23 protein-coding genes are annotated in these 24,715 nt (G+C 70.9%); 10 read left to right on the top strand and 13 right to left on the bottom strand.

Annotated elements, in window-relative coordinates; translation table 11 throughout:
• Positions 1–45: 45 nt before the first annotated feature.
• From hemQ to LSF15_RS07415, 6 genes are all read right to left on the bottom strand, one after another.
• Positions 46–783 carry a hydrogen peroxide-dependent heme synthase gene (gene hemQ / locus LSF15_RS07440; protein WP_232497888.1) on the bottom strand — a complete coding sequence of 246 codons (738 nt, stop codon included), beginning with the start codon at positions 781–783 and terminating at the stop codon, positions 46–48.
• An 88-nt stretch (positions 784–871) separates the two neighbouring features.
• A complete protein-coding gene (locus LSF15_RS07435) occupies positions 872–1,957 on the bottom strand; it encodes a class I SAM-dependent methyltransferase (RefSeq protein WP_232497887.1) in 1,086 nt (361 codons plus the stop codon).
• A gap of 33 nt (positions 1,958–1,990) precedes the next feature.
• Positions 1,991–2,764 carry a GntR family transcriptional regulator gene (locus tag LSF15_RS07430; protein WP_232497886.1) on the bottom strand — a complete coding sequence of 258 codons (774 nt, stop codon included), beginning with the start codon at positions 2,762–2,764 and terminating at the stop codon, positions 1,991–1,993.
• A gap of 29 nt (positions 2,765–2,793) precedes the next feature.
• A complete protein-coding gene (locus LSF15_RS07425; RefSeq protein ID WP_232497885.1) occupies positions 2,794–3,108 on the bottom strand; it encodes a hypothetical protein in 315 nt (104 codons plus the stop codon).
• A complete protein-coding gene (locus tag LSF15_RS07420; protein ID WP_232497884.1) occupies positions 3,092–3,499 on the bottom strand; it encodes a phage holin family protein in 408 nt (135 codons plus the stop codon). The genes LSF15_RS07425 and LSF15_RS07420 overlap by 17 nt, the downstream gene beginning before the upstream one ends.
• An 18-nt stretch (positions 3,500–3,517) precedes the next feature.
• The gene (locus tag LSF15_RS07415; protein ID WP_232497883.1) at positions 3,518–3,994 is read right to left on the bottom strand and encodes a hypothetical protein; all 477 of its coding nucleotides are present in this window, start codon (positions 3,992–3,994) and stop codon (positions 3,518–3,520) included.
• Between the two features lie 190 nt (positions 3,995–4,184).
• Here LSF15_RS07415 and LSF15_RS07410 point away from each other — a divergent pair, with 190 nt between their 5' ends.
• The 3 genes from LSF15_RS07410 to LSF15_RS07400 are packed head-to-tail and all read left to right on the top strand — an operon-like array spanning position 4,185 to position 6,376.
• Positions 4,185–4,907, top strand: coding sequence for a helix-turn-helix domain-containing protein (locus LSF15_RS07410; protein ID WP_232497882.1), 723 nt, complete (start codon positions 4,185–4,187; stop codon positions 4,905–4,907).
• Between the two features lie 18 nt (positions 4,908–4,925).
• Positions 4,926–5,777: an alpha/beta fold hydrolase gene (locus LSF15_RS07405; protein WP_232497881.1), complete on the top strand. Its 852-nt coding sequence runs from the start codon at positions 4,926–4,928 to the stop codon at positions 5,775–5,777.
• A gap of 2 nt (positions 5,778–5,779) precedes the next feature.
• Positions 5,780–6,376, top strand: a complete 597-nt coding sequence (locus LSF15_RS07400) for a dihydrofolate reductase family protein (RefSeq protein WP_232497880.1) — start codon at positions 5,780–5,782, stop codon at positions 6,374–6,376.
• On the opposite strand, the gene LSF15_RS07395 is transcribed toward LSF15_RS07400, so the two are convergent.
• Together LSF15_RS07395 and LSF15_RS07390 are read right to left on the bottom strand one after the other, a co-directional pair.
• Entirely contained in the window at positions 6,377–8,026 is a 1,650-nt protein-coding gene (locus LSF15_RS07395) for a protoporphyrinogen/coproporphyrinogen oxidase (protein WP_232497879.1), read from the bottom strand.
• Positions 8,023–9,243, bottom strand: coding sequence for a uroporphyrinogen decarboxylase (locus LSF15_RS07390; protein WP_232497878.1), 1,221 nt, complete (start codon positions 9,241–9,243; stop codon positions 8,023–8,025). Before LSF15_RS07390 ends, LSF15_RS07395 begins: the two co-directional genes overlap by 4 nt.
• 304 nt (positions 9,244–9,547) lie before the next feature.
• Here LSF15_RS07390 and LSF15_RS07385 point away from each other — a divergent pair, with 304 nt between their 5' ends.
• The 4 genes from LSF15_RS07385 to LSF15_RS07370 all read left to right on the top strand — a co-directional run bounded on the left by LSF15_RS07385 (position 9,548) and on the right by LSF15_RS07370 (position 14,459).
• Complete coding sequence (locus tag LSF15_RS07385; protein ID WP_232497877.1) at positions 9,548–10,270, top strand: hypothetical protein; 723 nt, start codon at positions 9,548–9,550, stop codon at positions 10,268–10,270.
• A 97-nt stretch (positions 10,271–10,367) separates the two neighbouring features.
• Positions 10,368–11,906 (top strand): glutamyl-tRNA reductase, encoded by a 1,539-nt coding sequence (locus tag LSF15_RS07380; RefSeq protein WP_232497876.1) that lies wholly within the window; start codon positions 10,368–10,370, stop codon positions 11,904–11,906.
• Between the two features lie 57 nt (positions 11,907–11,963).
• A complete protein-coding gene (locus LSF15_RS07375) occupies positions 11,964–12,677 on the top strand; it encodes a GNAT family N-acetyltransferase (protein WP_232497875.1) in 714 nt (237 codons plus the stop codon).
• A gap of 261 nt (positions 12,678–12,938) precedes the next feature.
• Positions 12,939–14,459 (top strand): HNH endonuclease signature motif containing protein, encoded by a 1,521-nt coding sequence (locus LSF15_RS07370; RefSeq protein WP_232497874.1) that lies wholly within the window; start codon positions 12,939–12,941, stop codon positions 14,457–14,459.
• A 128-nt stretch (positions 14,460–14,587) separates the two neighbouring features.
• On the opposite strand, the gene LSF15_RS07365 is transcribed toward LSF15_RS07370, so the two are convergent.
• The 3 genes from LSF15_RS07365 to LSF15_RS07355 form a co-directional block, all read right to left on the bottom strand.
• Positions 14,588–15,235, bottom strand: coding sequence for a hypothetical protein (locus tag LSF15_RS07365; RefSeq protein ID WP_232497873.1), 648 nt, complete (start codon positions 15,233–15,235; stop codon positions 14,588–14,590).
• Between the two features lie 82 nt (positions 15,236–15,317).
• On the bottom strand, positions 15,318–16,703 hold the full coding sequence (locus LSF15_RS07360; RefSeq protein ID WP_232497872.1) for a glycine--tRNA ligase: 1,386 nt from the start codon (positions 16,701–16,703) through the stop codon (positions 15,318–15,320).
• A 125-nt stretch (positions 16,704–16,828) separates the two neighbouring features.
• On the bottom strand, positions 16,829–18,133 hold the full coding sequence (locus tag LSF15_RS07355) for an alpha-hydroxy-acid oxidizing protein (protein WP_232497871.1): 1,305 nt from the start codon (positions 18,131–18,133) through the stop codon (positions 16,829–16,831).
• Positions 18,134–18,239: 106 nt separating this feature from the next.
• Between LSF15_RS07355 and LSF15_RS07350 the strand changes: the two genes are divergently transcribed.
• Positions 18,240–18,719 carry an NUDIX domain-containing protein gene (locus LSF15_RS07350; protein WP_232497870.1) on the top strand — a complete coding sequence of 160 codons (480 nt, stop codon included), beginning with the start codon at positions 18,240–18,242 and terminating at the stop codon, positions 18,717–18,719.
• Between the two features lie 77 nt (positions 18,720–18,796).
• The gene (locus LSF15_RS07345) at positions 18,797–20,350 is read left to right on the top strand and encodes an alpha/beta hydrolase (protein WP_232497869.1); all 1,554 of its coding nucleotides are present in this window, start codon (positions 18,797–18,799) and stop codon (positions 20,348–20,350) included.
• Between the two features lie 12 nt (positions 20,351–20,362).
• On the opposite strand, the gene LSF15_RS07340 is transcribed toward LSF15_RS07345, so the two are convergent.
• Positions 20,363–22,486, bottom strand: a complete 2,124-nt coding sequence (locus LSF15_RS07340; RefSeq protein WP_232497868.1) for a multicopper oxidase family protein — start codon at positions 22,484–22,486, stop codon at positions 20,363–20,365.
• Positions 22,487–22,653: 167 nt separating this feature from the next.
• Positions 22,654–23,559: a serine hydrolase gene (locus tag LSF15_RS07335; RefSeq protein ID WP_232497867.1), complete on the bottom strand. Its 906-nt coding sequence runs from the start codon at positions 23,557–23,559 to the stop codon at positions 22,654–22,656.
• A gap of 328 nt (positions 23,560–23,887) precedes the next feature.
• Between LSF15_RS07335 and LSF15_RS07330 the strand changes: the two genes are divergently transcribed.
• Positions 23,888–24,715 carry a DUF4097 family beta strand repeat-containing protein gene (locus LSF15_RS07330; protein ID WP_232497866.1) on the top strand — a complete coding sequence of 276 codons (828 nt, stop codon included), beginning with the start codon at positions 23,888–23,890 and terminating at the stop codon, positions 24,713–24,715.

The following is a 24,715-nucleotide window of genomic DNA, read 5'->3' as shown; positions in this document are numbered from 1 at the left end:
CTGGGTCGCCAGGTGCGTCGGTGGCGCCGAGGTTCACCGCGACCACTACTGCACCACCTCGACGAGCTCGGCCGTCGTGATGCGACGGCCCGTGTAGAACGGCACCTCTTCGCGCACGTGGCGGCGGGCATCGGTGGCGCGCAGGTCGCGCATGAGGTCGACGAGGTCGGCGAGGTCGTCGGCCTCGAGCGGCAGCAGCCACTCGTAGTCGCCGAGCGCGAACGACGCCACGGTGTTGGCGATGACGCCTGTGAATGCCGCACCGGCTCGTCCGTGCTCGGCGAGCATGCGCCCGCGCTCTTCGGGCGGCAGCAGGTACCACTCGTAGCTGCGCACGAAGGGGTAGATGGTGAGCCACTGCTTGGGCTCGACACCCCGCAGGAAGCCGGGGACGTGCGCCTTGTTGAACTCGGCGTCGCGGTGCACGCCCATCGCGTTCCACGTGGGCAGGAGCGCCCGGAAGAGGCGCGAACGGCGGATCTCGCGGATGGCCCACTGCAGGCCTTCGGCCGTGGGTCCGTGCAGCCACAGCATCACGTCGGCGTCGGCTCGCAGCCCCGATACGTCGTAGATGCCGCGGAGCGTCACGTCTTCGTTCTCGACGAGACCGATGATGTCGTCGAGCTCGCGCACGAAGCGTGGCACGTCGTGCCCGTCGAGGTCGTCGGGACGTGACGGATCACGTCGGAGCACGGCGAAGACCGTGAACCCCTCGGGTGACTCGCCGGATTCGGATTCTGGACGGTGCGCGTCGGCTGCCGCCTCGGCAGCGGGGGTAGACATGTCTCCAGTCTCCCCCTTTCCCGCCGAACGGCCAAAAGCGATGGCGGATGACCCGTGGTCGGCCCGGACGCCGATGCGGGACATCCGATCAGTGCAGCAGTCGCGTGAATCGGAACGCGGCGAACCCCTCGATCGGCAGGATCTCGGTACCCGAGAACCCGGCCTCGTGCGCGTAACGGTCGAGCGTCGACGGCCGCATGACGGTGCCCGTGCCGACCGAACCGGGCGTGGAGAGCCCGTCGGGCAGGCACATGAAGATGCTGTACCCGTACATGACGCGCTCGACCTCGTCGCCGTCGGGTGCGAACGCCTCGGCGACCGCCTCGTCCATGATCACGACCTCGCCGTCGGGCTTCACGGCGCGCCTGATCGTGGTGAGCACCTCGACGGGGAACGGCATGTCGTGCAGCGCCTCGAACACGAACGCCGCGTCGAAGACGGCCTCCTGCGGCAGTCCCTCGCCCGCGACGTGGTGGAACCGCACGCGGTCGGCGACGCCGGCCTGCTCGGCGTGCCGGCGTGCCGCGACGACCGACTCGGCATCGACATCGAAGCCCTCGACTCGTGCCGACGGGTACGCGCGGGCGAGCGCGATCGACGACCAGCCGTGCCCCATGCCGATGTCGGCGATGCGCGCTCCCGGTCGCGAGAGCACCTCATGCAGTGAGGCCACGCCCGCGAGCGCGTCGCCGAGCCGGTGCAGGAACCACGGCCGGTTGATGTCTCCCTGCGCCCATCGGGCCTCGTCGCCGAGCTGCGCCCACGAGACGCCGCCGCCCGAGCGGTACGCGTCGAGCAGCGCGCCGAGCTGCGCGCCGGCCGCGGCGATGAAGCGCCCGAGCGGGGAGACGTAGTCGAGCGAGTCGGGGTTCACGAGCGCGTCGGCGTGCGCCGGAGGCAGTGCGAACCGTCGGGCGGATGCGGCGGCATCGGGGTCGTCGACGGTGAGCACGCCGTACACCGCCTGCTGCTCGAGCCACTCGCGGGCGTAGCGCTCCTGGGTTCCGGTGCGCTCGGCGAGCGTGGGCGCGTCGAGCGGCCCGTCGTCGGCGAGCGCGCGGTACCAGCCGAGCCGGTCGCCGAGGTAGATGCTCATCACCCCGAACGCTCCGAGGGTGTCGGCGAACACCCGCTCGGCGAAGGCCGTGGTCGCGTCGTGCTGTTCCGTCGTCATCGACGGCTCCTTCCATGCGGCCCGGCGCGTGCGTCAGGCGTCGATGAGGAGTCTCGTGGAGTGCTCGAGGTGCTCGCGCACGGCGTCGCCGCCGCGTGTGGGCAGTTCGTCGAGCAGGGCGCGGTGCTCCTCGATGAGGGTGTCGATCGTGTAGTGCGGGCGCACGTGCAGCAGGAAGAGCAGCAACTCGCTGCCCAGTGCCGCGTGCGCCTCGATGATGCGAGGGCTGTCGGATGTCGCGACCAGGGCCCGATGGAAGTCGGCGTGCGCGCGCTCGACCTCGAGCCAGTCGACCTCGGGGTGGGCACCGCCGGCGAAGCTGCCCACCGCATCTCGCGTTGCCCGACTCTGAGTCGATTCGGGCAACTCGGTGGGGGTATGGGGGTTGTCGGCGGCGAGGCGCGCGAGACGCCCGAGGGCCGCGCGGGCGGGCGCGAGCGCGTCGTCGGGCCAGTCGCCGCCGAAGCGCTCGCCCGCGATGCGCACGGCCTCGACCTCGAGCGCGGCGCGCAGTTGCTGCAGCGCGATCACCTCGTCGCGACCGAAGCTCGCGACGCGTACGCCCCGGAACGTCTCGGCGACCGCGAGGCGCTCGGCGACGAGACGCTGGAATGCCGCACGCACGGTGTGACGCGACACGTCGTACCGAATGGCGGCGGCCTCCTCGCGCAGCGGCTCGCCGGGGGCGAGGATCCCGCTCAGGATGTCGGCGCGCACCGCCGCAGCGACCCGGTCGACCGCGGTCGCGGCGGCTGCGGTCGAGGCCGCGGCGGTCGCGGCGGCCTCGGCGGTGCGAGACGTGGGCATCGGGACATCCGCTCTGGTGGAACCCGGGGTCAATCCTTGACGGTCGCCCGCACGATGAGCCACACGCCCACCCCGACGGCGGCGACGATGCCGACGGCCGCCGCGATCGCGGGGCCCGGCTGCTCGTCGTAGAACGCGCGCAGCGAGGTCTTCGCGCGGTCGACGCGGATGCCGACCTGCTTGGGCACGTTGAGCTTGTCTTCGAGCGCGTTCAGCGTGGTGGCGAAGTCGGCGCGCGCCTGCTGCGACGCGACCCGCGCCTGCACCCGGGAGAGGTTGCGCTCGCGCGCCTTCGCGTTGCGGCCGCTGGGGCGGGGGGCCGTGGCGTCAGTAGCGGCGGTCATAGTCACCCGTTCCCTTCAGGGCGTCGAGGTCGGCCTTGATGCTCTCGACCGATTCGAGCGGCTCGGCGCCGCGCTTGAAGCTGACGAAGGCGATCCACAGCAGCACGACGATGATGAGCAGGAGGATGCCCGACACGGTGAGCGCGGCGGCCCACCCCGGCATCACGAGCGCGAGCGCGAAGATCGCCGCGACGATGAGCGTGAAGAGCAGGAACACGCCCACGACGGCGGCACCCGCGGCGAGGCCCGCGCCGATGCCGAAATGCTTGGCCTTGTAGCTGAGCTCTGCCTTGATCTGGTCGATCTCGGCGCGGACGAGGTTCGAGACGGTGTTCGGCAGTTCGCCGATCAGCGTGAAGAGCGAGCGCTCGTCGTTCGTCGGTGCGGCCATCGCGTGATCACCTCGTTCTCAGGAATCGGATGCCGCGGGCTTCGCGCCGCGCGGCGTACTGCGCTTCGTGGCCGGCTTCGCCGCGCTCGCCGCGGTCTCGGCGGTCTGGTCGATCACGTCGTCGAGCGCATCGGCGGCGGTGTCGACTGCGGACTTCGCGGCACGAGCGCTCTTGGCCACCCCCTGCTTCGCCGACTTCGCGGCGCTGCTCACGTCGGTCTTCGTGGCGCCGGAGCCGCGCACGGTGTTGCCGATGAACGACTTGACGCCGTCGAGCACGGTGTCGGAGAGGTCGCCGACCTTGCTCGCGGCGAAGTCCTTCACCGTGCCGACGCCCTGTTGCACGGTGGGCGTGTTCCACACGCCCTCGGCCGCGCGCTTGATCTGCTCGTAGCGCTCGCGGCCGGCTCGAGTGCCGAGCACGTACCCGACGCCGAGTCCGACGACGAAGAGGATCTTGCCCTTCATGTGCACCCCATCTCCCCCTGTGCTCATCACAGCGACTGTTCCAGCGTAGACCCCGGGCCAAGCGGCGCAAGGGGGTTGCTGCGAAATATTCCGTTTCGGCTATGCGATGCGGAGGGCCGGGTCGCACGCATCGCTGAGCCGGCTTCCGACGCGGAAACCGACCGGTCGTGACAGGATGTGGCCGTGGTCAACCCGCCGGCCGTGGATGAGGCGCGACATGTCGATCGAGAGTGAGCACCGAGGCTCGGACTCGCCCTACGTGACCCGCGTCTGGCGGGGTCGCGCCTCGGGCGCCGAGACCATGACGTCGATCGCCACCTCGAACTGGGAACTGGTGTTCTGGGAGGAGGACGGCGTCGTCCACGCCGGGGCTCGCGGGCCCGAGACGGCCGCCTCCCGCGCCGAGGTCGACGGCGAGTCCGACTCCTTCGGAATCACGTTCGCCCACGGCGCTTCGATGCCGCATCTGCCGATCGCGGGAATCGTCGACCGCGGCATCGAGAGCGCCCACGTGTCCGACGGCCGCTTCGTGCTTCGTGGCGAGGCGTGGCACATTCCCGACTTCGACAACGCCGAGCAGTTCGTGCAGAAGCTCGTACGAGCCGGCGTGCTCACCCGCGACCCCCTCGTCGATGATGTCGTCTGGGGCGGTGCGGCCCGGGTCGGATCCCGTTCGGTGCAACGACGAGTGGCGACCGCGACCGGCCTCACACAGGGGGCGATCCGGCAGATCGACCGGGCCCGCCAGGCAGCGCTGCTGCTCGCCGAGGGCCTCGCCCCGCTCGACGTCGTGCATCGGCTCGGCTTCTACGACCAGCCGCATCTGGCGCGGGCCCTGCAGCGGTTCATCGGCCGCACCGCGACCCAGCTGCAGCGACCGCAGCCCACAGCCGACCCCCTGTCGCTTCTGTACAAGCCCGAGGATCCCGCGGCTTCATAGCCTGAAGTCGTCGCGGTGATGGCCACCGCACTCGAGACGAACGGACCGCTCACCATGGATCACGGAACAGTCACGTCGGCCGACGGCACCACCATCGCCTACACGGCGTGGGGTGACGGCGACCCGATCGTCATCATCGACGGCGCGACAGCGTACCGCGCCACCACCCCCGAGAATGCGGCGACCGCAGACCTGCTCGCCGCACGATTCCGGGTGATCAATTACGACCGGCGCGGCCGGGGCGAGAGCGGCGACACCGCGCCGTATGCGGTGGAACGCGAACTCGAAGACCTCGCGGCGATCATCGCCGGCCCGGCCCGCGGGCGACCGGCCACGGTGTTCGCCTGGTCGTCGGGCGGATTCCTCGCGCTGAACGCGGCGCAGGCCGGCGTGCCGATCGCTCGCCTCGCCCTCTTCGAACCGCCCGCGGTCGTGGACGACTCGCGTCCGCCGTTGCCAGACGACTACGTCGAACGGCTCGATGCGGCGATCGCCGCCGGACGCCCCGGCGACGCAGCCGAACTCTTCCTCACCGCCGCCGTGCTGATGCCCGACGAGTTCGTCGCCGGCATGCGGTCGAGCGAGATGTGGCCGGGACTCGAGGCGGTCGCCCATACGATCGCCTACGACGGGCGCAACATCGGCGACGCCATGTCGGGCGAGCCGTTGAACACCGTCCGCTGGAACCGGGTCGACGTGCCCGTGCTGGTCATGCACGGCACCGGAACGTGGCCGTTCCTCGCCACCGGCGCCCAAGCGGTCGCGGCAGCGCTGCCGACCGCCACCCTGCGCGCGGTGCCGGGCGAGAACCACGGCACCACGGCCGACGTGCTCGCTCCCGAGCTCAGCGCGTTCATCGAGGCGGCCTGACCGTGGGACGCATCGTGGTCACCGAGTTCATCTCGCTCGACGGCGTCGTCGAGGCACCGGGTGGCGAGGACTTCACGTACCCGAACTGGAGCTTCGAGTTCGATCGCGGCCCCGACGGGGAGCGGTTCAAGGAGGAGGAGGCGCTCGGGGCTGCCGTCCTGCTGCTCGGCCGGGTCACGTACGAGGGGTTCGCCGGCGCGTGGCCGCAGTACGAGGGCGAACTCGCCGACAAGTACAACGGGATGCCGAAGTACGTGGTCTCGAGCACGCTCACGACGCCCACCTGGAACAACACGACCGTGCTCTCGGGCGACCTCGTCGACGAGGTCGCGCGCCTCAAGCGCGACGTCGAGGGCGAGATCTCGGTGCCCGGCAGCATCCGCCTCGCGCAGTCGCTCATCGCGCACGACCTCGTCGACGAGATCCGCCTCATGTCGTTCCCGGTGATCCTCGGTCAGGGGCGACGGCTGTGGGGTGAGACGCCCGACAAGAGCTCGTGGGAGCTGACCGACGCGACGAGCTACGGCGACGGGGTGCTGGTCACCGTGTACCGGCGGATACACCTCTCGGGCGTTCGGGCGTCGAGGAGCGCGCCGTGACTACGCGACCCCGTCGGCCGTGACCCGACGGTGCCGGATGCGGTGTGCGGCCTCGAGCGCGTGCGGCACCACCGACGCGAGCCCGGTGCCCGCGACCCACGATCCGGTGATCTCAATGCCCGGTTCGGCTGCGACGGCGTCTTCGAGGGCGCGAACGCGGTCGCGCTGCCCGATCGTGGCGTGCGAGAGCGCGTCTCGCCACGCGGTGCGGCCTGAGGCACGCAGCATCCGTGCATCGAGGTCGACGCCGAGGATCGCGGAGGCGTCGGCGAGCGCGAGCGCCGCGACCTCGTCGTCGGTGCGGCCATCGAGCGGGTTCGACGCTCCTGCGCGGCCGTACGAGAGGCGCACGACCTGGCGGTCGCCGGCTGCCTCGGCGAGCCACGCCCACTTCGCGCTCGAGTGGGTGAGCGCCTTCGCGGTGACGCCGGGCGTTCCGACGGCGACGAGCGCGCCGGTTCCGCGCGGCGCTGCGGCGAGCGCGGGTGCGTCGACCACGAGGGTCACGAGTTCGACGGATGCCGCTGCCGGCCATTCGTCGGCCGACTGCCAGCTGTCGACGGCCTCCCCGATCAGTCCGAGCGAGGTGTGGGCCGGTGCGGCGAGCACGACGTCGATCGCGGTGAGTTCGATAGCGGCCGGCTCGACATCAGGGTCATCCTCGCTGGGCACCGCCGTCACGCGCCAGACCTCGACCGCACCGCCGTTCGCCTCGCCCGCGGGCGCCGCAACCTGCACACGTGTCAGGCCGGTGACCTCGGCACTCGTGATGACCGTGACGTCGAAGCGTGCGAGTTCCGCGACGAGTGCGTCGACCAGCCGGTGCATGCCGCCGCGGATGCCGCGGACGGCGCCCCCGGCCTTGCGCTCCTCGATGAGATCGGCGACTCCGCCCGAGAGCGAACCCATGCGCGTCATCGCCTGATTGAGTCCAGGCGCCACCACGGCGAGGTCGAGGTCGTCGGGGTTCGCCGAGTACACGCCTGCCGAGATCGGCGTGACGAGCCGGTCGAGCACCGCAGCCCCCATGCGCGAGCGCACGAGCTTGCCGAGGCTGTGCGCGCGCCCGATCGTCAGGATCGGCATGAGCCGATCGAGGTAGGCGCGGCTCGCGCCGCGCCATCCGATGATGCGACGCACATCGTCGCCGAGCGGATTCGCGGGGATGCCGAGCATGCCGGTCTTCGGCAGCGGCGCGGAATCGACGGTGCCGTTGAGGCCGGGCATCGTGAGCCAGGCGCCCGCGGGGTTCGGGTCGACGACGTCGCCGGCGAGCCCGAGCCGCTCGAGCAGCTCGGCGACCGTGCCGCCGCGCGTCGCGAACGACTCGGCGCCGCTGTCGAGCGTGAGGCCGTCGAGCTCGATGCGCCCGACGCACCCGCCGAGCACATCGCTGCGTTCGAGCACGGTGACTCGAAGGCCGACCCTGGCACACTCGAGCGCGGCCACCATGCCCGCGACCCCGCCGCCGACCACCACGACGTCGGCCCGCGCTGTTGCTCGTTCAGGGGATTCTTGCGACACGCGGTGTGTTCGGGGCTCGCCGACGGCGTGTCGCGGCAAATCCCCTGAACGAGCAGACTCGTCGGGCGCCTGGTCGGGCGCCTGGTCGGGTTCGGGCTCGGGTTCGGGCTGAGGGAGGTCGCTCACGCCGCGCCCGCCTCGTGCACGAGCTCGACCACGCGGGTGAGCACCGTCGGGTCGGTCTCGGGCGGCACGCCGTGGCCGAGGTTGAACACGTGGGCGGGGGCGACGGCGCCGCGGCGCAGCACCTCGCGCACCGCCGCCTCGAGCACGGGCCACGGGGCGGCGAGCAGCGCCGGGTCGAGGTTGCCCTGCAGCGGAACGCCTGCGCCGACCCGCGCCGACGCGACGTCGAGCGGCACGCGGTAGTCGACGCCGACGGTGTCGACACCGATGCCGCCCATGGCGGCGAGCAGCTCGCCGGTGCCCACACCGAAGTGCACGACCGGCACGGCCCGCGAGATCGCCGCGCCCGAGGCATCCGCGCCGTCCTGAGGCTCTCGAAGGGTCGTCTCGTATTCGAGGTCGTGCACGAAACTCAGCGCGCGCGCCGACGCGGGCGCGACGTGCGCCTCGTAGTCGGCGAGGGAGAGCGCGCCGGCCCACGAGTCGAACAGCTGCGCGGCGGATGCCCCGGCCAGCACCTGCGTGCGCAGGAAGCGGCCGGTGAGCTCGGCCGTCCACTCCATGAGCGCGCGCCAGGCGCCGGGGTCGGCGTGCATGAGGGTGCGCGCTGCGAGGTGATCTTTCGAGGGGCCGCCCTCGGTGAGGTACGCGGCGAGGGTGAACGGCGCGCCCGCGAACCCGATGAGCGGGGTCGCGCCTCCGTGGGTCGAGGAGCGCCCGACGGAGTCGGACGCGTCTCGAGACCCGCCCGTCTCGGCGGTCGTGTTGAGTTCGGCGATCGTGCGCTGCACGGCCTCGGTGATCGGGCCGGATGTCTCGTCGAGGTGCGCAGGGTCGATCGCGGTCAGCTCGGCGACGGCAGCGGCATCCGCGTAGCCCTTCGAGAAGACGGGCCCGCGGCCCGGCTGGATCTCGACGTCGACGCCGACGAGCTTCAGCGGCACGACGATGTCGCTGAAGAAGATGCCCGCGTCGACCTTGTGGCGGCGCACCGGCTGCAGCGTGATCTCGCTCGCCATCGCCGGGTCGAGGCACGCGTCGAGCATGCGCGTGCCGACGCGCAGGTCGCGGTACTCGGGCAGCGACCGGCCCGCCTGTCGCATGAACCACACGGGTGTCGTGTCGGAGCGCTCGCCGCGATAGGCGCGCACGAGTCGCGAGTCGGAAGTGAGGCCGGAGGAGAGCGGATGCTGCGGGGAGAGGATCACGGATGACATTGTCCCGTATCGGGCTGGGTGGGGGCTCGGGAGCACCGGTCGCAGTATCGGATCCGATACCACCGTGCCTCTCGGGGGTGCGACAACTCATCCGGGTTCGCCCGACGTCGCGTCGGCATGCGCCGCGCGGCGCTCTTCCGCTTGCGCCGCCCGGCACGCTAGGGTCGGAGGCGTTGTGCGCCCCCCAGCACGACGACGCGCCGTGCAGCTTCCCGAACCAGCGCGCCTCCGCACCCCACGGAGAACTCATGAACCGAACATCGTCGTTTGTCCCCCAGCTCGCGCCCCCCGAGCGAGCGCTCCGATGAACGCGGCAACCCCGCACCGCGTGAAGCTGATCCTGCTCGTCGCCGCGTTCGCCGCGCTCGTGATCGCGGGCCTCGTGCTCGAGAGCGCCCGGCTCGAGCGATTCATCGCCCTCATGCCGACTGGCCCCGCTCCCGACATGGCGATCGGCGTCATCGCCGCGGTCGCGCTCGGCTGCGCGACCTGGGCCGTCGTGCGGATCGCCCATGCCGGCCGGGCCCGCTCACGTCGGCGTGCCCTCGAGGCGAGCGTGCGAGGAGACGTGAGCAGCGGCATCCGAACCCGCATGCTCGTCGCGCGCCTCAACGAGCTGCGCGTCAGCGAGAAGCGCGCGATCAAGCTCGCCGCGCGGTATTCGATCGTCGCCGACGAACTCGGCGTCGCGTTCTGGAACGGCGGGCGGCGCCCGCGGCGCGCGATGCACTTCCCGTGGCGCGAGGTGCGCAACATCCGGGCCGACTCGATGATCGTCGGCGGCGCGGTCGTGTCGGTGCTCGTGCTGCGGGTGCGGCGCGGCGGCACGAGCGTCGAGTTGCCGATCATCCTCGGTGCGCCGCGAGCCGGTTCATACGCACTGTCGGATGCCCCGTTCTTCGCCGTCGTGCGTAGCTGGAAGTCGATGCACCGCGATGCCCTGAAGGCCGAGGGCATCGAGCCGCCGCCGATCACCGGCGCCATTCCGATCATCAGGTCGGGGCAGGTCCACGCGGCGGCGCCGTGAAGCCGCGCGACGCGCTGAATCGTGCCGGTACCCCCAGATCGGGGCCCCAGTGTCGACCCGGGGTTTCCTCACCTTTTGCCCCGGGTAGAATCGGTGCGTGCTCATCTGCCTCACCGCGAGCCACAAGAACGCCGGGTTCGACACACTCGAGCGTCTCTCGGCGCACGCCGAGCTCGCCGCGCCCCGCATCCTCGACCGTCATGACACGCTCCAGGGTGCGGTCGTCGTCGCCACCTGCAACCGGTTCGAGGCCTACCTCGACCTGAACACCCCCGAGGGCACGTCGCCGGTCGACGCGGTGCATGAGGCCATCAACGCCGTCGGAGACGTCGCGGGCCTCGAGGCCGACGAATTGCGCGCCACGTTCGGCTTCGTGCACGGCAACGCCGTCGCGGGGCACCTCTTCTCCGTGGCATCCGGCCTCGAATCGGTCGTCGTCGGCGAAGGCGAGATCGCCGGCCAGGTGCGCCGCGCACTCGAGCAGGCGCGCGCCGAAGGCACCACGACTCCCGACCTCGAACGACTCTTCCAGAGGGCCTCGCAGACGTCGCGCAAGGTGAAGAACGAGACCGGCATCGGCAGCGCCGGCCGCTCGCTCGTGCGCCTTGCGCTCGACCTCGCCTCCAGCCGAGTGAGCGACTGGGCGTCGGCTCGGGTGCTGCTCGTCGGAACCGGCAACTTCGCCGGCGCGTCCCTCGCCGCGCTGCGCGACCGCGGTGCCACCGACGTGCGCGTGTACTCGCCCTCGGGGCGTGCCGCCGGCTTCGCGGCGAGCCATGACATCGAAGCCGTCTCCGACGCCGACTACGCATTCGCGGCCGCTGCAGCCGACGTCATCGTCACCTGCACCACGGCCGACCACCAGGTCGTCGACCGCGTGCTGCTCGAAGGCGGGCGCGCGATGCTCGTCGACGCACAGCGCACCGGCTCGGTGCTGGCGTCGTTCCGTGCGTGGTGCCCGACGCCGTCGGCCGCAGCCGACGCGCAGCAGCTCGTCATCGACCTCGGCATGCCGCGCAACGTCGCCCCCGACGTCGTCGAGGTCGCCGGAGTCGAACTGCTCGATCTCGAGACCATCCGCATCCACGCCCCCCTCGAAGAGCTCGGCGCCACCGACGCCGCTCGCGAGCTCGTCGGCCAGGCTGCGCGCAGCTTCCGCGAGGCCCGCGACGCCGACGACGTCACGCCGACCGTCGTCGCGCTGCGGCAGCACGTCACCGAGATCCTCGACGCCGAGATCGCACGCGCGCGCTCGCGCGGCGACGACGACGGGCGCACCGAGGCCGCCCTGCGCCACATGGCCGGGGTGCTGCTGCACGCGCCCATGGTGCGCTCGCGCGAGCACGCACGTGCCGGCGAGCAGCGCGGCTGGATCGACGGGGTCGCTGCGGTCTTCGGCGTGGTCGCCGATCCGGCGGATCACGCGGATGACGCGGGGTCGACGGATGTCGCCGGGTCGGGAGTCGCGGGATCGGATGTCGCTGGGTCGGATTTCGCCGGGTCGGATTTCGCCGGGTCGGAGGTCGCCGGGTCGGAGGTCGCCGGGTCGGAGGTCGCCGGGTCGGATGTCGCCGGGTCGGCGGTCGCCGGGTCGGCGGTCGCCGGGTCGGGGCATCCGGTCGAACTGCGGGGCTGAGCTTCGCGGACGTGACTCGAGAACCCGACGTCGTCGGCTCGCAGTACGCTTCCCGATATGCATGACTCCGCACGTGCCGTGACCGACGCCGAACGCGCCGCACTCGCGGCGGCCGACGGCCCACCGGCCCTGCGCTTCCCCTACGATGCGACTGCGCTCGTCGACGAGCCGCTGCGCACCGAGCGACTCGTGCTGCGACCGCTCGAGGCCTCCCACGCCGCCGACGTGTTCGAGTACCAGCGGCTGCCCGAGGTCATCCGCTACCTGCCGTGGCCCGAGCGCGATCGAGAGCAAGCCTACGAGCACACCGCGAAGCGCGCGGCCGGGCGGGTGCTCGCGGCGGATGGCGACTACGTGGTGTTCGCGATCATGCTCGCCGGGGAGCCGTCGGCCGGCGACGAGCGTGCGGGCGTCGATTCGGTCGGCCGTGTCATCGGCGATGTGATGGTGCGGGTCTCGAACACTCAGCACGCCCAACTCGAGATCGGATGGGTGCTGCACCCCGATTTCCAAGGGCGCGGTTACGCGCGCGAAGGCGCAGGCGCGCTGGTGGACTTCACCTTCTCCACGTTGAGCCCGCACCGGATCCAGGCATTCCTCGATGTGCGCAACGGGGCCTCGGCCGCCCTGTGCGAACGTCTCGGCATGCGACGCGAAGCGATCATTCTCGAAGAGGAATACAACGACGGCGAGTGGACCGATACGGCGATCTACGGGATCCTGCGCCGTGAGTGGGCTGCGGCGCGGGGGCAGGGCCGGGTGCGGCCGTAGGAGCAGCGGTAGGAGCGGCGGCGGCACGCGGGGTACCTCCCGCCGCGGCACGCGCGGGGTACCTCCCGCCGCAGCACGCGCGGGGTACCTCCCGCCGCAGCACGCGCGGGGTACCTCCCGCCGCAGCACGCGCGGGGGCGACCCCGCGCGCATCGAGATACCGCGACCCTCGAGTTCTCCACTGATCGCGTTCTCCACAGAGTTATCCACAGTTGTTCGAAACTCTGTTCGGGTGTCGGTGGGTCTTGGGAGTATGGGGTCATGTCCGAGACGCTGCCCGATTTCGCCGGTATCACCGGGGCGTTGCGTGGGCTCGGGTTGACGCCGGCGAGGTTCCATGCCGCCGATGATGCCGGGTTGGTGGGTGCGCTCGAGGCGATCTCGGTGTTGCGGCACGAGGTCGAACGGCATCAGGCGCTCGCGGCGGCCGAGGTCGCCCGGCGGTCCCGGGCCGGGTTCGGGCAGCAGTCCCTGGCCCGTCGTGACGGGCACACCTCAACGGGCGCGATGCTGCAGTCCATCACCCGGTCCACGAAGCGTGACACGGCCGCGCTGGTGGCCGTGGGTGAGATGGTCGCCGAAGCCGAAGCGGCGGCAGAGTTCGAACGGATGCGCCGCGACGACCCCGGCATCGCGGGCGTGCTCCCCGAAACGCCGCCGCCATGGTTCGCACCACTGAGCGATGCGGTCGTGTCCGGTGAGCTCACGGTCGCGGTCGCCGACGCGATCCGGTCCGGCCTCGGCGAGCCCGGCGGCGACGCCGACGAGGAACAGCTGGGGGCAGCACTGGGCGAGTTGATCCCGCTGTGCCGCGACGCCAACGCCGACGCGGCCCGTCGGGCCGCGCGGCAGGCCCGTGACCGGATCGACGCGGCCGGAGTCACCGCCCGCGCGGAACGGCAGCAGGAGCAGCAGTTCTGGCGGGTCTGGGTCAAACCCGACGGCATGGTCCGGGGCGAGTTCGAACTCGAACCCGTGACCGGCATGCTCGTGAAGGCCGTGTTCGACCAGCTCACCCACCCCCGCCTGATCGAACCCAACGTGCGGCGCGGGTTTTCCGACCCGGTCCGCGGCGACCGGGCCTTCGCCGACGCCCGTACCACCCGCGAACGCCACGCCGCCGACGGACTCGTCGAACTGCTCCGTGCCGGCACCACGGTCGACCCGTCCCGGCTCCTCAACGCGGTGAAACCGTCGGTGCGCATCGTCGTGAACGAACACACCCTGACCAGCGGGCACGGGTCGGGCGTCCTCGAGGGCCACCCCGACCGCATCCCGATCGGCGCGATCCACACCGGCCTGTGCGAGGGGTACCTCCCGGTTCGGTTCGACCAGTCGGGTGCGTGCGTTGACCTGGGCCGCGACGAACGCCTCTTCACCACGAAACAGAAGACGCTCCTCGCGATCCGTGACGGCGGCTGCATGGACCCCGACTGCACCCGCCCGCCGTCCTGGACCGAAGCCCACCACATCGACCACTGGCACCGCGACAACGGCCGCACCGACCTCGCCGACGGCATCCTGCTCTGCCGACGCGACCACCTCAGATACCACAACGAAGGCTGGCAGATCCGCCGCCACGGCACCACCTACTGGCTCATCCCCCCACCCGGCATCGACCCACACCAGACACCCCGACTCATGCGACCCAAGACCCCGGCCGACATCACCCACCCCGTCAACCCGGCACAGCTCCCCCCACCAGCCACCCCGCCGACACCTGCGACCACACACGAACAAGAACACCCACACCCACACCCACACCCACACGCTGCGAGGTAGAACTCTGCCTCCACCCTCAGCTGCCAGGTCTTCTCGGCGTTTGGCTGCTCGGGTATGTCGGACCCGCGGGACAGGTCGCTGTCGTGGCTGGTAGTCGGCGGCAGGCGGCAGGCGGCAGGGTGCCTTCGCTACCGAGCCTCGTCCCATAGCGGCCGCACGCCGAGCGTGGCGTCGGCGATGGCGTCTCCGTCAAGCGGGACAGAACCGATCGGGATGCCGACCTGCGCCCACTCGATCACGAGCCGGAGCTCGCCACACAACGGCTCGGGCGACCATACCCACAGTCCGTTCGAGCCTGACACCGACCGGTCACCACCACTGCTTCCACCATGCCGCGGCATCGCCGTGGGTGGCTCGGGCGACGGGCCTCCGGGCAACGCGAACCCGAACTCGGCCTTGCGCACCTTGCTCCCGTCGGGCAACCCCAGCCCGAACCGCAGGCTCGAATCGCCGCACTCGGGGTCGCGCGACCACCCTCCGGCCGTCGCAGATTCCGCGAGTCGCCTCCACTCCCAGGCGTCCTCACCGCGCCGACGCAGCATCCAATCGAGGTGCACTTCGAACCCCACGCTGAACGCGCGCACTTCGCGCAACACGACGACCGCGGCGTCGGTGCGTGCGATCACCCTGTCCGACAGAAGTCGCACCGGCAACTCGTCGTCGGGCGCCTGCATCCACGCCGGCGCGCGGAACTCCTCGGGTTCGGGCCGAGCCGTCGCCGCGGCATCCTCGTCGTCGAAGAATCCGCTCGAGCTCCAAGTCACCTGCACGAGCATGACCCTATCGAAGGCTCTCGATCGCTCGCGAGCGATCCGGCGGCCGCGTGATGCGGCAGCGAGCGCAGAGAGGGCCGCGCGACTACGCGCCGACGAGGCGCGCCGCCAGGTACCCCTCGAGCTCCGCGAGCGGCACGCGCTGCTGCTCCATGGAATCGCGATCGCGCACCGTCACGGCGTTGTCGTCGAGCGAGTCGAAGTCGACGGTGATGCAGAAGGGGGTGCCGATCTCGTCTTGACGACGGTAGCGGCGACCGATGGCACCCGCGTCGTCGAAGTCGACGTTCCAGTGCTTGCGCAACGACGCGGCGACCTCGCGTGCGAGCGGCGAGAGTCGCTCGTTGCGCGACAGCGGCAGCACCGCGGCCTTCACCGGCGCGAGTCGCGGATCGAGGCGCAGCACCGTGCGGGTGTCGACACCGCCCTTGGCGTTCGGCACCTCCTCGACGTCGTACGCGTCGACGAGGAACGCCATGAGCGACCGGGTGAGACCGGCCGCCGGTTCGATGACATAGGGAATCCACCGCTCGTTCTTCGACTGGTCGAAGTACGACAGTTCTTTGCCCGAGTGCTCGGAGTGCGTGGTGAGGTCGAAGTCGGTGCGGTTCGCCACACCTTCGAGCTCGCCCCACTCGCCACCCGTGAACCCGAAGCGATACTCGATGTCGACGGTGCGCTTCGAGTAGTGCGAGAGCTTGTCGTCGGGGTGCTCGAACCGCCGCAGGTTCTCTGGGTCGATGCCGAGGTCGACGTACCAGTCCCACCGGTAGTCGAGCCAGTACTCGAACCAGTGGTCGTCGGTGCCCGGCTCGACGAAGAACTCGAGCTCCATCTGCTCGAACTCACGCGTGCGGAAGATGAAGTTGCCCGGCGTGATCTCGTTGCGGAACGACTTGCCGATCTGCCCGATGCCGAACGGCGGCTTCATGCGGGCGGCCTGCAGCACGTTCGCGAAGTTCGTGAAGATGCCCTGAGCCGTTTCGGGGCGCAGGTAGTGCAACCCCGATTCATCCTGAACCGGACCCAGGTAGGTCTGGAGCATCATGTTGAAGTCGCGCGGCGGCGTCCACTGACCACGGGTGCCGCAGTTGGGGCAGGCGATGTCGGCCATGCCGTTCTCGGGGGCGCGACCCTTCTTGTCTTCGAAGGCCTCGAGCAGGTGGTCTTCGCGGAAGCGCTTGTGACAGTGCAGGCACTCGACGAGCGGGTCGGTGAAGACGCCGACGTGACCCGAGGCCACCCACACCTGCTTCGGCAGGATCACGCTCGAGTCGAGCCCGACGACGTCGTCGCGGCTCGTGACCATGTACCGCCACCACTGCCGCTTGATGTTCTCTTTGAGCTCGACGCCGAGGGGGCCGTAGTCCCACGCTGAGCGGGATCCGCCGTAGATCTCGCCCGCCTGGAAGACGAAGCCCCGATGCTGGGCGAGGGCGATGACGGATTCGAGACGGCTGGGTGCGGCCACGGTGGCTCCAATGGTCCTTGAGATCGGGGGGATTCCCGGAAACGACACGGTGCCACCATCCTACGGGCGGTCGCGAGCACGTTCGTTCCGGCCACCAGCCGACCCCGGCGAACGGATGTCCCCGCTCAGGCCTCCCGCAGTGAGTCGGGCCCCATCTCGGCGACCGACCGGTGGCCCGCGAGCCCCAACGTGAGGTCGAACTCGGCGATGTGGTTGCGCACCACTTCACGCACTCCCGCTGAGCCTGCGACGGCGAGGCCGTATGCATATGGTCGACCGATTCCGACCGCGGTGGCGCCGAGCGCGAGCGCGGTGAATGCGTCGGCTCCGCCGCGGACCCCGCTGTCGAGGATCACCGGCACACGCCCGCCGACCCGCTCGACGACCTCGGGCAGCGCGTCGAGCGTCGCGACGGATCGGTCGATCTGGCGACCGCCATGATTCGACACCACGAGGCCGTCGACGCCGTGGTCGAGGGCTCGCGCCGCGTCATCCGGATGCAGGATGCCTTTCAACAGCACCGGCAGCGACGTCCACGCGCGCAGCTTCGCGAGCGAATCCCAGGTCAGCGAAGGGTCGCTGAACACGTCGAGGAACGTCTCGACCGCCGCCCGCGGCAACGGCGAACGCAGTGCCTCGCGCACGCCGCCGTCGACGAGACGGGTGTGCGCGCCCGAGCGGGCGATCGCGAATGCCGAGGCGAGCAGCGTCGGAGTCACCTTGGGCCTCGGGCCTCCCCCGCCGTCGCGCGCGACACGCTCGCGCACGAGCTCGGCGAACACCGGGTCGCTCGTGTACTGCGCGATGCCCTGCCCCCGCGTGAACGGCAGGTAGGCGGCGTCGAGGTCTCGGGTGCGCCAACCGAGCAGGTGCGTGTCGAGGGTGACGACGATCGCCTCGCATCCGGTCGCCTCGGCGCGACGCACGAACGACGCGTTGAGTTCGTCGGAAGAGCTCCAGTACAGCTGGAACCACCGCGAGCGTGCGCCCATCGCCGCGGCCACCTCCTCCATCGGACGGGACGCCTGGTTCGAGAGCACGTACGGCACGTCGAGTGCCGCAGCGGCCCGGCCCACCGCGACGTCGGCGTCGGCGTGCGCCATCTCGGCGACTCCGATCGGCGAGAGCACGAACGGCGTGGCCCGTTTTCGACCGAGCAACTCGATCGAGAGGTCGCGCGACGAGACGTCGCGCAGCACGCGCGGCCAGATCTGCCAGCGGGCGAACGCCGCGCGATTGGCCGCCATGGTCATCTCGGCGCCGGCGCCGCCCGCGAGGTAGGCGAACGCTTCGGCCGACACGGCCTTGCGTGCGGCGCGTTCGAGCGCGTCGGTGGCGACCGGCACTGCTGGGCGCGTACCTGAGACGCCTGCCCGGTAGACCTCGGACTGGGTCGCACGGCCGTATCCGCGGTGGTCGTCGTCGGCCATGGGCTCGCTCCTTCGCGATCGATGGGTGCGCGGTGCTCGATTCGCAGTCCGCGGCTGACCGGCACGTGCGAGCCAGCGTAGCGGCGGGGCGCATATCGTGGAACGGATGCCGCACCAACGCACGCCCGACGAATCGACGCCCGACGAATCGACGCCCGCCGAATCGACGCCCGCCGATCGGATGCCCCTCCCCGACCTGCTCGTCGCCGCGATCGCGCTCGTGCGTGATCGGCGAGTGCTCATGGTCACCGCCCGCGACCGCGAGGTCTACTACATGCCGGGCGGAAAGATCGACCACGGCGAGACCGCCGCCGAAGCCGCCGCACGCGAAGCGCTCGAAGAGGTCGCCCTCGTGCTCGACCCCGCCGAGCTCGACGAACTCTTCGAGGTGGTCGTGCAGGCGCACGGCGAACCCGACGGCCGGCTCGTGCGTATGCGCGTGTTCCGCGCCGAGACCGACGCCACGCCGTTCGCCTCGACCGAAGTCGACGCGCTGCACTGGGTGACCACGGCCGACTCGCACCGCTGCCCACCGGCCGGCGCCGAGGTGCTGGCCCGGCTCGCGGCATCCGGAATCATCGACTGACCCCGCTGTGCCACTCGCGCATGACGCGGCTCCGCCCGATCGCGGCTGCAATCCACGCTCGCACCTAGACTGCGGTCATGTCGAACTCCCGCGAGTTCCGCAGCGGCGAACACGTGGTGATCATCCACGAGTCGGGACGGCGCAGTGGCCCCGACTACGTGCTGGTGCACGGGCTCGGCATGGCGCACGAGTACTGGGCCGGGCTCGCAGGCGCCCTCGAGCCGACCGGCACCGTATGCGCGCTCGACCTGCCGGGGTTCGGCGACGCACCCGAGCCGCGCGAGCCCCTGCGAATCCCCGAGGCGGGCGAACTGCTCGCACGCCTGCTCGTCGCCGAGGGCATCGACCGCCCGGTGCTCGTCGGGCACTCGACCGGCGCGCAGGTGGTTGCCGAGACCGCTGCGCGACATCCCGAGCTGGTCGATCGGCTCGTGCTGATCGGTCCCACGGTCAACCCACGCGAGCGGACCCTGGCCATGCAGACGGCGCGATTCCTGCAGGACATCGCCCTCGTGAACCCGAAGGTGCTGGGAGTCGGGGTCGTGTCGTACGTGAAGGCCGGTCCGCGCTGGTACGCCGCGAACCTCAGGCCGATGCTCGAGCACCGCATCGAGGCCATCCTGCCCGACATCGCGGTGCCGACGCTCGTCATTCGAGGCGAGCACGACCGCATCGTGCCCCGCTACTGGGCCGAACAGGTGGCCGCACTCCTGCCCGGAGGGCGCTATGCCGAGGTGCCCGGGCGCGGGCACGAGATCATGACGCGCGCCGACGGCATGGTCGCCGACCTGGTCGCACGGCATGCGCAGGGCCTGCCCGCCGGACGCCCGATGGCGCTGTCCGAAGAGCCGTCGAAGGCTGAGAGGCTCAGCATTCCGGCGTCCCTCGGCTGGATGGCCCGTGATTACTCGTATGCCGGATGGCACCAACTCGCGGTCTTCGGCGCCGGCCGGGAGCCGGCGAGCTGGAGCACAGGCGACCTCGAGAAGCCGCAGGTCGTGCTGTTGCCCGGGGTGTACGAGCACTGGTCGTTCCTGCGCGGGCTCGGCGACGCGCTCAACGCCGACGGGCACCGGATCGTCGTCGTGCACGGCATGCGCGCCAACCGCAAACCGATCGCCGAGACCGCCGCGCGCGTCGCCCGGGCGCTCGCCCGGGTTGCGCCGCCACCGGCCGGGCGCGTGATCGTCGCGCACAGCAAGGGCGGGCTCATCGGCAAGCACGTGCTCGTCGACGACGAGGGCGAGCACCTCGGCATTCGCGGGGTCGTGGCGATCTGCACGCCGTTCGCGGGCGCGCGCCGCTCGCGGCTCTTCGCCGACCCGAGCATCAGGGCCCTGCTGCCGAGCGACGAGACCATCGTGATGCTCGGCAATGCGGCATCCGTGAATGCGCGCATCGTGTCGGTGTTCGGAACGTTCGATCCGCACGTTCCCGACGGCAGCGCGCTCGAAGGGGCGGTCAACGTGCGCGTTCCGGTGCCGGGCCACTTCCGCGTGCTCGACGCACCCGAAACGCTGCAGGCCGTGCGCGACGGCATCGCGATGCTCACGCGCGACCCCACGAACGCCGACGCCAGCGCCGCCGACGGTGCTGGCACCGGCGCGACGGACGCGGAACCCTCCTCCTGAGGTGAGGCGACGTCACTCGGGCTGATCGGGCTGCTCGGGCCCGATGCGGTACGGCCGCATCATCTCGTTGTCCTCGTGCTCGACGATGTGGCAGTGCCACACGAACTGGCCCGGATTGACGAACGTCGCCCTGACTCGCGTGACCTGGCCCGGATACGCGATCACCGTGTCCTTGAACCCCGTCTCCCACGGCTCGGGGCCCGACACGCTGCCGTCGGGCTCGAAGGGGACGACGATGTCTTCGGGGTCCTCTGCGTCGCGCACGAGGCCCTCGCGGTCGACGACCTCGAACGCGACCTCGTGCACGTGCATGGGGTGCGCGTCGGCGGTCGTGTTGACGAACTCCCAGACCTCGGTCGACCCGACAGCCGGGTTCTCGGTGACGGGATCCTCCCACTCGTGCTCGACCGGGACTCCGCCGTCGGCGGTGCCGAGGACCGCCTCGACCGGACCCTCCTTCGGTTCGCCGTTCGCATCGAACCCGGCGCCCGACCGCTCGACGAGCACGAGCGGTCGGGTCACGGACTCCTGTGGGAGCGGGGTGATGGCGGGAAGGGTGAGGAACCGCGGCGGGGTCGTCGGGTCGGGCGCCGTCGCCGGGACCACCCGGAACTGCAGCACCTGCCCGGTCGAGGCCGTATCGGCAGGTTCGAAGTCGACGCCGGGAACGCCGCCGCCGAAGGGGTCGTCGGGCCCGACGTTGCGAAGCACGTGCTCGCCGAGCGGCACGTTCGCGAAGTCGACGATGACGTCAGCGCGCTCGGCGGGCGCGAGGAGGAGGCGGCCGCCGTGGTCTGCAGTCACGTCCACCGGCGCGGCCAGGAAGCCGCCCTCGTTGCCGATCTGCCAGACCTCTACACCCGGGATGTCAGAGAAGTCGAGGATCAGGAATCGCGACTGGCAGCCGTTCAGGAACCGGAACCGATACCGGCGCTGCTCGACGCTCTGGTACGGCCAGGTGGCGCCGTTCGCGATGAGCATGTTGCCGAAGAACTCCGGATTCCAGATCGGGGAGAACTCGCCGACCGGGATGAAGTCGCCGACGATCTCGTCGAAGAACTCGCGTGAGTCGGGGTAGAACAGCGAGCCGTCGTCGTTGAACGAGCGGTCCTGCACGGCGATCGGGATCTCGAAGTACCTCTTGTCGGAGGGGAACTTGTCGTTCTGCTTCGGCGCGGGACCCGGCAGCACCGCGGCGGTGCCCGCGCGGCTGTCGAGCACGGCCTTCTCGCCCTCGGGCCCACCACGCACCAGGAAGAACCCCGCGGGGCCGGCGTAGACGTTGAGCCGAGTCATCCCGAGGGTGTGATCGTGGTACCAGAGGGTCGATTCGCGTTGATCGTTGGGGTACTGGAACGTCGAGAAGCCGGGCCCCCATTCGACGCCGTGGGCGGCGCTCGCCTTCGCCGCGACGAAGTCGTACCAGGTTCCCTCGGTGGCGTAGCCGGGCGGGATGTCGGCCGCCGCGGGCAGGTACCACGCCTCGGCGTACCCGTCGCTCTCGTCGCCGACGCCAACCGCGCCGTGCACGTGGGTGACGAGTGGAACCGGCCCGTCGTACGCGTCGGGTGTGACCTCGAACACCGGCCGCATGTCACGTCCATCGGTCCCTCCCGGCGGATTCGCCCAATGCAGCGTGGGGTCGACGGGCAGGAGATGCGGCAGATGGTTCCCGCTCGCGTCGACGAGTCCGTTGACCCACTTCACCCGCACCGGGCGATTCCACTTGGCCTCGATCGTCAGCGATGGGGCATGGTGGATCATCGGGTCGTTCGCGCGCTCGGCCGCGACCGGTCCATAGCCCCACACGGTCGTCGCCGGAAGGCCGGCCGGCAGGATCTGCTGGGCGAACTGCCGTACGGAGATCTCGTAGACGTCGATCGGCTTGCCGCCGCGCGCCTTTGCGGTGCGCGCCCTCGGCATCACCGGGGGAATCAGCAGCGGGGTCTGAAACCTCGGAACGTCGCCCGGCGACAGCGTGCCGCCGGCGATCTGCGCCAGTGCCACACGCGTGCCCCCTGGCCCGACGGCGTACAGCACGAAGCCGGCGCCCGCCGCCCCTGCCGCCGCGATGAACGTGCGCCGGCTGATCGGCCGTCGGCTGATCAGCGGCCGCAGCCCGTGTTCCTCGTCCATGACGCCACCTCGCATCCCGTGTCGGCCGGCACGCCATCGTGCCCGTCGCCAGCGCCGGGTCGACCCCCACCTTGCCCCCGCTCGTCACCTCCACCCGGGACTTCGGTCCCGTCGAACCCATCGCGCGTCGAATTCATGGCGCACGGGCCGGAAGCCGTGGTTCGGGTTCAGTGCACGAACTCCAGCAGGTCGCTGCCGACGTGGCGCATTCCGTCGAGCACCGCGAGACGCGAGGAGAGCATCGTGTCGGCGTAGTACATCGACACGGCGTACGACACGCTCGCCCTCGGCCCGCGCAGCACGCCGACCTCGCTGCGCACGCCGGCGTCGGTGCCCGTCTTGTTCATGAGCAACACGTTGTGGTCGGGCGCACGGTGCGCGAGCGGGTCGAGTCCGAAGGCCGAGGCCACCATCGACAGGTCGGCGTTGAGCGAGAGCCAGCCGACGACCCGCTTCGACACTTCGGGCGAGACGATCTCGCCGCGGGCGAGCGACGCGAACAGCCAGGTGAGCTCCTTCGCCGACCCGATCGAGAGCTGCGGGGCGTCGTCGGGGCCGCGATGGTCGCGCACCAGGTCGAGCAGCGCGGTGCGCGTGAGCCCGAGCGCCTCGGTGCGTGCGCGCACGGACTCGAGGCCGATGTAGCGGATGAGCACGTTGGTGGCGAGGTTGTCGCTCGTGGCGCCGACGAGCGCGGCGAGATCGCCGATCGGCAGCGACGGGGACTGGAGGTGCTGCCAGATGCCCGAGTCGCCGACGGCGTCGCGCGGGTCGCGGTCGAGCACGGTGAACGCCTCGGCCCCCGATTCGACGAGGCGTGACGCGACCTCGACGAGCAGCAGCACCTTGCCGATCGACGCGGTGGGCATGACCACGTGGTCGTCGACCGAGAAGAGCACTTTGCCGGTCGCGAGGTCGGTCGCGCGGGCCGACACCTGCACGCCCGCGAGCGCGAGCTCACCGAGGGCGTTGAACCCCCGGGTGAAGTCCTCGTTCGCCTCTTCGGTGCGGTGACGGCCGTGGCGGAAGCTGGCGTGTCGTGCGCGGCGCTCGGAACCCTGCGACGACGTCACCACGGTGATTGCACGATCTTCCTCTGGGGGCTCGGCGCTCCCCCACCGCGGTCCGCGGCGCGCTCGAGAAGGATGGACTGGACTCTTGCTGCGGTCGATTCCCGGATCGTCGCTGCGCGACTGCGACCGTCGGTGGGCGGGATCGGGAATCACTCCCCAGCCAGTGTATGACGCGTCGGCGTCACCGCCGACGCGTCACCGGCGCGGCGGGGGTTATCCCCCGACAGATCGGGCGGCTCCCCGGCTCCCGTCGTTCGCGGGAGCTTCGTAGCGTGAGTGACATCCCCATTGGAATGCCGCTTCGGCGGCTCGACCCAGGAAGTGAACGATGTCCGCCACCGATACCCCCAGACCCTCCCACACCGGCCGAACCGTCGCGCTGATCGTCGTGGGCGTGATCATCGTCGCGATGGTCGCGTGGCTCGCCGCAGGCGTCGTTCGCACCGCCTTGCGCCCCGATGCGTCGGGCACCTTCGAGGTCGACGGGCGCTTCGACTCCGTGGTGCTCGACGGTGACCTGGCCGACGTGAACGTCGAGTACGGCGACGTCGCCCGAGGCGAGCTGACGCTTCGCCAGGGCGACGCGCGCACTCGACTCGAGCTCGACCACGAGGTGCGTGGCGACACGCTGCACGTCTCGCTGCGGCACGTGCGCGAGTTCGGCATGCCCGACCTCTGGTGGCCGTGGTTCGGCGACCGCAGCGCCGAGCTGGTGCTCGTGCTCCCCGCGTCGCTCGAGCGCGAGCCGATCGCCCTCGACCTGAGCACCGACGTCGGCGACATCGACGTCGCCGGCACCTTCGCCGATGTCTCGGCCCGCAGCCACGTCGGCGACGTCGCGCTGCGCGGTACCGCCGACTCACTCGACGTGCACACCGATGCCGGCGAGATCGACCTCGACCGCTTCAGCACCGAGGGCGAGCTCACCGCGCGGTCGGCGGTGGGCGACGTCACCCTCGAGCTCGAGGCGCTGCCGAGCGGGCTCCGGGTCGAGTCCGAAGTCGGCCAGGTGCACGTCGACCTGCCGGAGGGGCACTACGCGCTCACGACCGACACCGACCTCGGCGACGTCGACGTCGATGCCACGAGCGACCCGTCGGCGGCTCGTCAGTACGAGTTCACCACGAGTGTCGGCGACATCTCGGTCAGGAGCTGA

This window comes from Agromyces humatus (genome assembly GCF_021228295.1).
Classification (GTDB): domain Bacteria; phylum Actinomycetota; class Actinomycetes; order Actinomycetales; family Microbacteriaceae; genus Agromyces; species Agromyces humatus.
The sequence above is the reverse complement of the archived record's forward strand: the minus strand, read 5'-3'. Positions and strand labels throughout refer to the sequence as shown.